Raw genomic sequence first — 11254 nt, 5'->3', positions numbered from 1 at the left:
TGCGCCAGGCCGTCACTCGCGTGAGGCGTCACGGCGTCACCGTGCGGATGCGACGCCATCGCGACATCCCGCCCGAGGACATGGCAGCCGTCATCATCCGCGCCGACGACTGGCGCGACACCGACACCGAGCGCGGCTTCTCCATGGCGCTCGGCCGACTGGGCGATCACCTCGACGGCGATTGCCTCCTCGTCGAAGCCGTCATGGGTGAAGGCACCGAGGACGAAAGCGTCGTCGGCATGCTCTCGCTCGTGCCGTGGGGACCGAACGGTGTTTCGCTCGACCTGATGCGCCGTAAGCCGACGGCGCCCAACGGTGTCGTCGAATTGATGGTCTCGGAGTTGGCCACACGTTCGGACGAGATCGGCGTCGTGCGAGTCTCGCTCAACTTCGCCGTGTTCCGCTCGGTGTTCGAGGAAGGTTCGCGCATCGGCGCCGGCCCGATCCTCCGCATCTGGCGCTCGGTGCTCGTCTTCTTCTCCCGCTGGTGGCAGCTCGAAGCGCTGTACCGCTCGAACGTGAAATACCAGCCGGATTGGGCGCCGCGCTTCCTCTGCTTCGAGGACAACCGCGAACTGCCGCGCGTCGGATTCGCGTCGGCCATCGCCGAAGGCTTTGTGGTGCTGCCCAGTTTCGGGCGCAAGTCCAGCCAGGTCGTCAAGCACACGGGCACGCATGCGGCGGTGCCGGCAGCTCTGGTGACTTCCGAAGGACTGCATGCCGACGGCAGCCCGCCGGACTCGGCGCCGACGTTCACGACCAACGGTCCGCGTCGACCCGAGCAGGTCCGCGTGCGCATGAACAAGCTCGCGCAACTGGCCGACGAAGGGATCGCCGCGTACCCCGTCGCCTATCCGCCGACCCACACGATTGCCGCCGCAGCGAAGTCACCGGAGGGCACCCGCGTGCGAATCGCGGGACGCCTCCTGCGGGTCCGCGACTACGGCGGAGTGGTGTTCACGGACGTGCGCGACTGGTCCGGCGACATCCAGGTTCTGGTCGACCAGGACAACGTCGGCCGCGAGAAGTTGGCGGAGTTCGCTGCCGAGTTCGATCTCGGTGACCTGATCGAAGTCAGCGGAACCATCGGGCGCAGCCGCAAGGGCGAGCTGTCGCTCATCGCCGTCGAGTGGCGCATGAACGGCAAGTGCCTGCACCCGCTGCCGGACAAGTGGAAGGGCCTCTCGGATCCCGAGACCCGCGTCCGCCAGCGGTACCTCGACATCGCCCTCAACCCGAAGGCCCGCGAACTGCTCGAGGCCCGAAGCGCCGTCGTGAAGTCGCTGCGCGATTCACTCGGTGGTCGCGGATACCTCGAAGTCGAGACCCCGATTCTGCAGCAGGTGCACGGCGGCGCGAATGCCGCTCCGTTCCTGACACACATCAACGCGTACAACCTCGACCTCTATCTCCGCATCGCACCCGAGCTGTACCTGAAGCGGTTGTGCGTCGCCGGTATGGAGAAGGTGTTCGAGATCGGCCGCGTGTTCCGCAACGAGGGCGTCGACTTCAAACACAATCCCGAGTTCACGATCCTCGAGGCATACGAAGCCCACAGCGACTACGAGGGCATGATGCGGATGTGCCGCGAGCTGATCCAGGCGGCGGCCGTCGCAGCATTCGGTCGCGAGATCATCATGCGTCCCGGCCCGGACGGCGAACTGGTCGAGGTCGACATCTCCGGTGAGTGGCCGGTGAAGACGATGCACGGCGCCGTCGCCGAAAAACTTGGTGTCGACGTCTCCCCCGAGACAAGTCTCGAAGACCTGCAGAAGTTGTGCGACGCCAACGAGATCCCGTACCAGTCCAGCTGGGATACCGGCGCCATCGCGCAGGAAATGTACGAGCACCTGGTCGAGGACTACACGGAGTTCCCGACGTTCTACACCAACTTCCCCACCTCGATGTCGCCGCTCACCCGGCCGCACCGCAGCATCCCCGGCGTCGCCGAGAAGTGGGACCTGGTGGCGTGGGGCGTCGAACTCGGAACCGCATACAGCGAGCTGACCGACCCTGTGGATCAGCGCAACCGGCTCACCGAGCAGTCGATGCTCGCGGCCGGCGGCGACCCGGAAGCGATGGAATTGGACGAAGACTTCCTCCAAGCCCTCGAACACGCGATGCCGCCGACGGGTGGTCTCGGGATGGGCGTCGACCGAATCGTCATGCTGATCACGGGTGGCAGCATCCGCGAGACGCTGGCCTTCCCCCTCGCGAAACCGCGTCAGTAGTCCGGATTCTCGCGTGCCGGAATTGTTCCACGTGAAACCACCGGGCGAGATATTGCAAGTCGGCGAGAGCCGACTGCATGTTCTTGCAGAGGGCGACGGCCCCGTCGTCGTCCTGTGCGGCGGGCTGGCGGGCAACTGGTTCGACTGGGATGACTGCGCGCGTCATCTTCAGTCGGACCACACCGTCGTCCGCTTCGATCGCCCGGGCTTCGGGCTCAGCGAGCCGTCTTCCGAAGTTCCGACCGTCCGCGGCGAAGCTGAGCGGATCCGCGACGTGCTCGACACTCTGGGACTGAGTGGTCCGGCCGTGGTGGTCGGCCACTCCATCGCCGGCTTCTACGTCGAAGGCTTCGCGCGCCTGTTCCCCGACCGGGCGGCGGGGATGCTCCTCCTCGATTCCAGTGCCGAGAAGGAGCCGAAACGTCTTTTCCCCCGCGACCTGCTGCTGATCGCCTCCCGAGCCGCCGCGGCTTCGTTCAGCACCACCGGGCTCCAACGACTCCTCGGTACGACGACGCGCAAGATCCTCAACCAGTCCGTGCCGCCGAGCGGGTCGTCCGAAGCCACTCTCGAATGGGTGCGGAAGATCTACCGCGAGCCTCATTATCTGGAAGCGGCGATGATCGAATACGTCGCGTACACCGATATGGCGCTGGAGCTCACCGCTTTACGACGCTCGAGCAAGCATCCACTGCCCGACATCGACCTCAGCGTCGTTGCTGCACACACTGGCCACACCACTCCCTGGTCCATCGCCTGGATGGCAAAGCAGCAGAAACTCGCCACCTACCTCGGCGGGAGTTTTCACGTCCTGCGCCCGGCGCATCACCACGCGATGATCGATCAGCCCGAGGAGTTGGCGAACTTGATTCGGCGCCTCACGCAGCCGAACCGTCGGGGATGACACTTAAAGTTACAACTCGGACAGTAGCCGGATCATTGCTAGTCTCGGACAGCTTCTGCTTTCTACGACAGGCTGACCATGGACCGTTCGACACGTCGGGTGCGCTCGTGCCTGATTTTCGTGGCGATCCTCGTTGTCGCCCTGGCGGGCATCGCCGCCCGTCCGCCCGGTTTTCTGTCGACCTTCTGGCCCGCCAACGCGATCCTTCTGGGCATTCTCCTCCGTAACCCGCGCTCGTTTGCGCCGATCGGACTCGCTGTCGGCGGCGCAGCGCTGCTGACGGCGGATCTTGCGACCGGAAGCCCCGTGCAGAGGGCCTTCGAACTGAATGCGATCAATCTGGTCGGCGTCACGACAGGATTGATCGCCGCGAACTTGCTCGGCTGCTTTCCACGGCGAATCTCCGAGACGAAGTACACGGCCAGAATCTTCCTCATCTCGGTTCTGGCGTCGTTCACGGCCGGGTCCGCCAGCGCACTACGCACTCAACTCCACGAAGGAAGCGGTGCGGCAACGGAATTGGTGGGGTGGTTCTTCGCCGACCTGTGTACGTATCTGATCGTGCTGCCGATCGTTCTGTCGGCACCGACGCTCGAACACATTCGAAGAACCTGCGGGCCGTCCGTGCGGCAGAGTCTGCACTTGAGGCGGCTCGCACAGATCCTGGCACCTCTGGCCGCTCTCCTGGCCTGTCTGCCACTCGCCCTGGAGGTCCAGGGAGCCCTTGCGCTGCTGCTGCCGATGCCGGCGCTCCTGTGGTGCGCAATGCGTGTCTCACTGTTCAGCACTTCGCTCCTGGCAGCCGGATGGAGCGCGTGGGCACTGGTCATGGCGGGTAAGGGACGTCTGGCACTGGCAGATCCGGTGCACCTACTCAGTGAGGGGGTGACCACCCGGATCTCCGTCATCTTGATGGCACTCTCCCCCATCGCCGTAGCCGTCGCCACTGGCGCACAGCGGCGCGCTGAGCGAGAACTCCAACGCATCGCCGAATGCGACGCCCTCACCGGAACGCTGAGTCGCCACGCGTTCTGGACCCAATCGCAGGAACTCCTCGACGCCCAGCACGCGGCACAACGACCGATCGCCGTCATGATGCTCGATCTCGACCACTTCAAATCGATCAACGACAACCTCGGCCACCTCACCGGCGATTCGGTCCTCGAACAGTTCGGAAACACCCTCCTCGCCGCTACCGAAGGGCTGGGACTCTCCGGCCGACTGGGTGGTGAGGAATTTGCCGTCGCCGCCGCCGACTGCACCTTCGAGGAAGCCATCCAGCTCGCGGAGCGCATCAGAGAGGCGCAAGAGGACCACGCGCGATCCATTCGCGGTTTCGCGGGAACGGTCAGTATCGGCGTCGCCTGGGCCGATCGCGCGATGCCGGGCATGGAGACTCTGCTCGATATCGCCGACAACGCGATGTACCAGGCAAAACGCGACGGCCGAAACCTCGTGGTGGCGTTCGATCTCTACATGGCAAGGTGACGTAGGTGCAACTACTCCTGATCCGACACGCGCTCCCCGAACTGGCCGAGGTCACCGAAGGCCGCGCAGATCCCTCGCTGACCGACGAAGGTCGTGCCCAGGCACTACGGCTGCCCGCAGCACTGGCGCCGTACCGGATCACCGGACTCTTCAGCAGCCCGCAGAAGCGCGCACTCGAGACCGCAGCCCCGGTAGCGCAGATATTGGGCCTTCCGGTCACCCAGCGCGAGGGTCTGGCGGAATACGACTACGAGCAGCCGCACTACATCCCGATGCACGAGGTCCTGGAGCGGGCGCCGGAAACCTATGCGCGCATCAAAGCGGGCTGGCTCCCCGAGTCGGTGGACGGCGACGCCTTTCGTGCGCGAGTCCTCGGTGCGATCGACGAGATAGTCGCGGCAACGGACAACGACGCCACCGTGGCGATCTTCTGCCACGGCGGCGTCGTCAACATCGTTCTGCAGGAACTGCTCGGACTGGAGCGCCCGTTGACCTTCCCGATCGAGTACGTGTCCGTCACGCGCATTCTCGTGTCGCGAAACGGAAGCCGCAGGGTCGGGTCGATCAACGAAACCGGTCACGTACGCAACATGCTTCGCGTGTAGTCACACGTGGTGGCACGCCACCTGATGGCCGCCCTCGACGAGACGCAGCTCGGGAACTTCCTCGGCGCAGAGATCAGTAGCCAGCGGGCACCGCGTGCGGAAGCGGCAGCCACTGGGCGGATTGAGCGGCGAGGGCAGTTCGATGACCTTCTGCTCGACGTTCTGCGCCGCGGTGACGGTGGCGTCGGGATCGGGAATCGACGCCAGCAGTAGCTGCGTGTACGGGTGCAGCGCGCGGTTCTGCATGTCTTCTGCGGGAACGATTTCGCAGACGCGGCCCAAGTACATGATCATCACGCGGTCACTGATGTTCTTCACTACGGCCATGTTGTGCGCGATGAACAGCAAAGACAGCCCGTGACGCTTCTTCGCATCCTCGAGCAGGTTCAGAATCTGCGCCTGCACGGACACGTCGAGGCTCGAGACCGGCTCGTCACAGATCAGGACCTTGGGGTCGAGCATCAATGCGCGGGCGATGCACACGCGCTGGCACTGACCACCCGAGAGTTCGCGTGGGGTTCGATCCCACACCATGTCCGGGTCCAGCCCGACCTCGGCAAGAACCTCGCGCGCCCGAGCTTCGATGGCGGCCTTGTCTTTTCCACCCCAGATCGACGGACCCTCGGTGATGAGAGCCTTGACCTTGCGACGGGGATTCAGGGAGGAGATGGGATCCTGAAAGATCATCTGCAACTGAGTGCGGCTGCGACGCAATTCTTCCGCGCCCAGTGCCGTCATTTCCGTCTCTCCGAGGCGGATCGAGCCCGACGTCGGTGAGGGCAACTGCATGATCGCCCGGCCCGCCGTGGACTTGCCACAGCCGGATTCACCGACCACGCCCAAGGTTTCGCCCGGCGCGACGGTGAAGCTGATTCCGGACACGGCGTGAACGGTCTGGCCCTTGCCGACGTTGAATTCGACGACCAAGTCCTCGACCGTCAGGGCCGCGTCCACCGTCTCGGGCTTCCTGGTATCGGTTGCTGCAGTCATCAGACCATCTCCTTCACCGCGAGCGTCAGGCCCGCTGCGGTAGTGCCGGCCTTCTCGTTGGCGACCAATGCCGTTGTGCCTTCGGGGGTGTCGACCGGGTAGTGGCACGCGAACGTGTGGCTTTCGGTTGTGTTGTCCCCCGGTCCGCCGGGAGCCAGGGCCGGGTCGCCGGTCAGGCAGTCGTCCTGGGCGTAACGGCAGCGGGCGGCGAAGCGGCAGCCGGTGATCGGCTTCGTCATGTCCGGGAGACCGCCCGGAATTGTCTGCAGCACTGTGTGCGTCGGTGACTCGAGTCGCGGAATCGCGGCCATCAGCGCTTCGGTGTACGGGTGGCGAGGACGAGTGAACAACTCTTCGGTCGCCGACGTTTCCACGACGGAACCGGCGTACATGACCGCAACACGGTCCGATCGACCCGAGACCACACCGAGGTCGTGGCTGATCAGAATGACGGCCATGTTGAGCTTGTCGTTGAGTGAGGCGAGCAGATCGAGAATCTGCTTCTGCACCGTCACGTCGAGAGCGGTGGTCGGCTCGTCGGCGATCAGCAGTTTCGGCTCGCAAGCCAGCGCCATCGCGATGACCACGCGCTGTCGCATACCTCCCGAAAGTTCGTGGGGGTACTGGTCGAGCCGACGCTTGGGCTCGGGGATACCCACCATCGACAGGAGTTCCGCTGCGCGATCGCGGGCCGCGTCCTTCTTCAGACCCAGGTGGAACTTCAAGGATTCGGTGATGTGGGTACCGATGCGCTTGAACGGATTGAGCGAGGTCATCGGATCCTGGAAGACCATGGCGATCTCGGGTCCCCAGAAGTGCTTCATCTCCGACTTCTTCATCGTCGACATGTCGCGGCCGGCAAACGTCACCGTCCCGCTGATGTCGAGAGCCGGGCCCTTCTGGAGCAGTCCCATGATAGTGCGCCCGAGAACCGACTTGCCGGAACCGGATTCACCCACGATGCCGAGAGTTTCGCCGGCGGAGACGTGGATCGAGACACCGTCGACTGCTCGCAACTGGCCACGGGGAGTGGCGAATACGGTTCTGATGTTGTCCGCCTGCAGCAGCGGAACGCCGTTCTGAGCTGAAGTGGTCACAGCTTACTCCGATACTTCTCGCCGATGAGGTTGAAGGAGAACACCGTAAGGAAGAGGAAGACGCCTGGTACCAGGACGATGAACGGATGCTTCTCCACGATCCCGCCCTGACCTTCCGCAATCATGTTGCCCCAGGTCGGATCAGGTTGTGCGATACCGAGTCCGAGGAAGCTCAGTGATGCTTCCGCGACGATCAGGCCGGAAACGGCCACCAGTCCGAGCGCGGCGACGGGAACGAGGACGTTGGGAACCAGCTCGCGCCAGATGACGCGCCATTTGGTGGCGCCCATGGCTCTCGCGGCAAGCACGAACTCGCGTTGGGCTACGACGATGGTGTTTGCCCTGGCGATTCGAACCATGCTGGGAATGCAGAGAATCGACAGTGCGAGGGTGATGTTGCGCAGGTTCGACGTGAGCACCGCGGCCAGTGCGATGAGCAGCACCAGAGAAGGAATGGCCAGCAGCGAGTTGGTCAGGATTCCGACCACGGCGTCGACCTTGCCACGGAAATAGCCGGCCATGACGCCGATGGTGCCACCGATGATCATGCCGATCAGCACGGCGCAGATGGCGACAGTCAAGGAGGCGCGAGCACCGAACAGGGCGCGGGCAAGCAGGTCGAGACCGAAGTTGTTGGTACCCAACGGATGATCGGAGAGCAGGCTCGGCGAGGCGAAGCCCGGCTCGGCCAAGGTCTTGACCGTGTCCTTGTACTCACCGAGCGGCAGCAGCGGCGCGAAGATCGCGGCCAGGATCAGCGCGACCAGCCAGATGCACGCCAACCAGTACGAGAGATCGAACTGACTACCCCACTTGGACGTACCGAGTTTGCCGAGCCCCTTGAAGAGGAAAACCAGGGCAACGAGCGCGAGCACGATGCGGACGGTCATCATGATCGCTGAACCGAAGAGTGCGGTGCCGAGCAGCGCAACGCCGACCACTGTGAGAATCGATCCGATCAGGACCAGATTCTTGGGCTGTTCCAGCGTCTCGACGGGACCGGGAGCCAGCAGGACTGTCTGCTGCCGGTATGTCATCACCTCGGACGGGGCCGGCGACGGGGCCGCTCCGTCTGGCGTCACTTCAGACATGGACACGACGACTCCTCGGGTCAAGATAGGTGTACAGAACATCGATCGCACTGTTGACGAGGACGTAGATGACCGCGATCACGACCACCGCGCCGAGCAGCATCGGCGAATCACCCTGCTGCGCTGCGCGGACGATGAGCGTGCCCATTCCGGGCAGTGAGAACAGCGTCTCGACGATCACGGTGCTGCCGATCATGCCGCCGAGAGCCAGACCCATCATCGTGATGAGCGAGAACGACGACGGGCGGAGCGCGTCACTGAAAAGCACTCGCAGCGTGGGCATTCCCTTGGCCTTCGACGCGAGGATGTAATCCTCACGGAGCGTCGTCACCAGGTCGGATCGGAGAACGCGAGTGAACATCGCCATCTCGAGGAGGCTGATGGTGATCGCGGGAAGTATTGCGTGTGAAAGGTTTCCGGAGAGGCTGTCGCCGATGCGCACCCACTGTGATCGCGGGAACCAGCCGAGCCAGTTGACGGTGACCATGATCAGCAACAGACCGGCGAGGAAGCTCGGGACGGAAAGAACACCGAATGTCGCGGCGCTGATGACGCGGTCGATGACGCCGCCTTCGTGGTGCGCCGACCAGAGTGCGAGCGGAACTGCGACGACGAGTGCGATGACCAGACCCATCACTGCCAACTGAACGCTGACGGGGAGAGCGGAACTGATCGCGGTGAGGACGTCCTGCTGCGGGGGAACGAGCGAGTTGCCGAGGTCGCCCTGGAGAGCGCTGGTCAGCCAGTCCCAATAGCGAACCAGGAGTGGATCGTTGAGTCCGAGCTGCTGCCGAACTTCCTCGTACTCGGCAGGCGTTCGGCCTTCACCGAGAACGGAGACAGCGGGATCGCCGGGGATCAGTGATGCCAGCACGAAGGTTCCGAAGCTGACGATCAGGATCACAATGACGAGCTGGCCCAATTTCTTACCTATTGCGCCGATGTTCATCGATTTCGTCTCCTTCGGACAGCGAGCTCGCAATACACAGCAGTTCCTCTGATTTCATTTCTTCGTTCGCAGCCGGCCCCGATCCGCTGCAATACGGGCGCGGGGCCGGCTGTGAACTTCAGGCTCTCTAGGACTTCCAAGCTCCGTCGAAGAGCACGATTCCGTCGAGGCTCTGCTCGAGTCCGTGAACGTTCTGGTTCCACACGTCGAGTGCGGCGACGTTGCCCCATACCTGCCACGGGACGGTCTCGTTGGCGCGTTCCTGGATCTGTGCCAGGACTGCCTTCTTGTCCTCGTCGGTGGTTGCGACGCCCAACTTGTCCAAGAGAGCATCCATTTCGGCGTCGGAGTAGCCGGTCGCGTTGTTACGGCCACCGGACTTGATGCCCGTGTACAGACGCTCGTAGGGATCGGCCTCGGCGAGGCTCAGTGCTGCGGTGCTCATGTCGTAGTCGTGATCGGCGTACATCCGCTTGACCAGATCACCTGCACCGGTGACGTATTCGATCTGAGCGTCGAAGCCGACTGCGTTGAGCATCGCCTGGATGGCCAGAGCCGTTGCCTGTGCGGACGGTTCCTGGATGGAGAGGAAGGTGATCTTTCCGTCGTAGCCGTCGGCCTTGGCCTGATCGAGCAGTTCCTTCGCCTTGGCGGGATCGACGCCGATCGGTGCGACGTCGTTGTGCCAGCGCGAGGTGTCCTGGAAGATCTCCTGGCCGGGCAGTCCCTTGCCGTTGTTGACGCGGGTGTTGAGCGTCTCCGGATCGACGGCCAGCGCCATCGCCTGGCGGACACGGACATCCGAGCCCGGGCGGCCCGGGGCCATGTTCACGTTGGCGATGTAACCGAGCGACGGGATGTCGACGAAGCCGGGGTAACCCGACTCGATCAGATCCAGGATCGGGGTGAGCGTACGCATGTACGCGGCGTCGATGCCGCCCGTCTTGAGTGCTTCGGCGGTGGGCTGAGCGCCGACGATGCTGATCAGCTTGAGCTTGTCGATGTTCGGTGCGCCGTCGTAGTAGTCGGGGCGAGCAGCCAACAGCAGTTCCTCGTTGGGAGCGAACTTCTCGAGGGTGAAGGCGCCGGCGCCGATCGGGGTGAACTGGTCACCCTGCTGGGCGCTCGGGGCGACGATCATGCCGGGTCCGGTGGCGAGCATCGACTGGATGCCTGTCCACGGATCAACGAGGTTGAAGACTACGGTCGTCGCGTCGGGGGTGTCGATCGAGGCAACCTTGGAAGCCCACAGGCTCGACTGAGGTCCCTTGTTGGTGACGTAGCGGTTGATGCTGTCGGCGACGGCCTTCGAGTCGAGAGCTGTGCCATCGCTGAACTTCACACCGTCGCGGAGCTTCAGCGTCCAGGTCTTGCTGTCCGAACTCGCTTCCAGCGACTGAGCGAGCTTGGGCTCGAACCTCTGCCCGATGGGGTCGTAACGCATGAGCACGTCGTAGATGGCGCTGAGCTCGCTGCCACCGGTGGCGCCGGCAACCTGAGCCTTCGCGGGATCGAGAGTCGTGACCGCCGAGTAACCGCTGAACGTCAGCGTGCCGCCCTTGGTGGGAGTGCCGGGATCGGCCTGCTCGTTGACCATGCCGATCTTCAGTGAGGAACCGGAATCAGCGGATTCGCCGCCGCCATTGCTCGAGCCGTTGTCGGCGCACGACGCCAGGAACATACTTGCGGTGATCGCCAGCGCAGCCGCAGCCAATCTGCGACTTCCGCGGCGGGAACTACGACTCATTCGAATGCCTCCAAGGCGGGGTAAGACCGTGACGTGATGTTGAACACGAAACAGTCTGTGATGGGAGGCACAGAAAATTGGATCGAGTCTCGCTCAGTGGAATCGGTTAAGTTGCAGGCCTCAACAGTCAGGTAAACCGACCCTGGCCAGCG

General features: G+C 63.7%; 9 protein-coding genes. 4 read left to right on the top strand and 5 right to left on the bottom strand.

Annotated elements, in window-relative coordinates:
• The 4 genes from lysX to YH3_RS02190 form a co-directional block, all read left to right on the top strand.
• The coding region (gene lysX, locus YH3_RS02205; RefSeq protein ID WP_238592506.1) for a bifunctional lysylphosphatidylglycerol synthetase/lysine--tRNA ligase LysX at nt 1–2231 on the top strand (2231 nt) is incomplete at its 5' end.
• Nucleotides 2232–2244: 13 nt separating this feature from the next.
• Nucleotides 2245–3135, top strand: a complete 891-nt coding sequence (locus YH3_RS02200) for an alpha/beta fold hydrolase (RefSeq protein ID WP_082239123.1) — start codon at nt 2245–2247, stop codon at nt 3133–3135.
• 78 nt (nt 3136–3213) lie between these two features.
• On the top strand, nt 3214–4623 hold the full coding sequence (locus YH3_RS02195) for a diguanylate cyclase (protein ID WP_064442917.1): 1410 nt from the start codon (nt 3214–3216) through the stop codon (nt 4621–4623).
• A gap of 5 nt (nt 4624–4628) precedes the next feature.
• Complete coding sequence (locus tag YH3_RS02190) at nt 4629–5228, top strand: histidine phosphatase family protein (protein ID WP_003943544.1); 600 nt, start codon at nt 4629–4631, stop codon at nt 5226–5228.
• Here YH3_RS02190 and YH3_RS02185 read toward each other — a convergent pair whose 3' ends face one another.
• The 5 genes from YH3_RS02185 to YH3_RS02165 form a co-directional block, all read right to left on the bottom strand.
• A complete protein-coding gene (locus YH3_RS02185) occupies nt 5229–6218 on the bottom strand; it encodes an ABC transporter ATP-binding protein (RefSeq protein ID WP_064442916.1) in 990 nt (329 codons plus the stop codon).
• Nucleotides 6218–7315, bottom strand: coding sequence for an ABC transporter ATP-binding protein (locus tag YH3_RS02180; RefSeq protein ID WP_003943600.1), 1098 nt, complete (start codon nt 7313–7315; stop codon nt 6218–6220). Before YH3_RS02180 ends, YH3_RS02185 begins: the two co-directional genes overlap by 1 nt.
• A complete protein-coding gene (locus YH3_RS02175; protein WP_007735813.1) occupies nt 7312–8406 on the bottom strand; it encodes an ABC transporter permease in 1095 nt (364 codons plus the stop codon). The genes YH3_RS02180 and YH3_RS02175 overlap by 4 nt, the downstream gene beginning before the upstream one ends.
• Entirely contained in the window at nt 8399–9355 is a 957-nt protein-coding gene (locus YH3_RS02170) for an ABC transporter permease (protein WP_003943571.1), read from the bottom strand. Before YH3_RS02170 ends, YH3_RS02175 begins: the two co-directional genes overlap by 8 nt.
• Nucleotides 9356–9482: 127 nt before the next feature.
• The gene (locus YH3_RS02165; protein ID WP_063315312.1) at nt 9483–11102 is read right to left on the bottom strand and encodes an ABC transporter substrate-binding protein; all 1620 of its coding nucleotides are present in this window, start codon (nt 11100–11102) and stop codon (nt 9483–9485) included.
• Between the last annotated feature and the right edge of the window lie 152 nt (nt 11103–11254).

Source organism: Rhodococcus sp. YH3-3 (assembly GCF_001653035.1).
In the GTDB taxonomy this organism is placed as follows: domain Bacteria; phylum Actinomycetota; class Actinomycetes; order Mycobacteriales; family Mycobacteriaceae; genus Rhodococcus_F; species Rhodococcus_F qingshengii.
The sequence above is the reverse complement of the archived record's forward strand: the minus strand, read 5'-3'. Positions and strand labels throughout refer to the sequence as shown.

Excerpts from the sequence above, each read along its gene's own strand:
- YH3_RS02195 (WP_064442917.1), top strand. The coding sequence starts at position 3,214 with ATGGACCGTTCGACACGTCGGGTGCGCTCGTGCCTGATTTTCGTGGCG.
- YH3_RS02185 (WP_064442916.1), bottom strand. The coding sequence starts at position 6,218 with ATGACTGCAGCAACCGATACCAGGAAGCCCGAGACGGTGGACGCGGCC.
- YH3_RS02175 (WP_007735813.1), bottom strand. The coding sequence starts at position 8,406 with ATGTCTGAAGTGACGCCAGACGGAGCGGCCCCGTCGCCGGCCCCGTCC.
- YH3_RS02170 (WP_003943571.1), bottom strand. The coding sequence starts at position 9,355 with ATGAACATCGGCGCAATAGGTAAGAAATTGGGCCAGCTCGTCATTGTG.
- YH3_RS02165 (WP_063315312.1), bottom strand. The coding sequence starts at position 11,102 with ATGAGTCGTAGTTCCCGCCGCGGAAGTCGCAGATTGGCTGCGGCTGCG.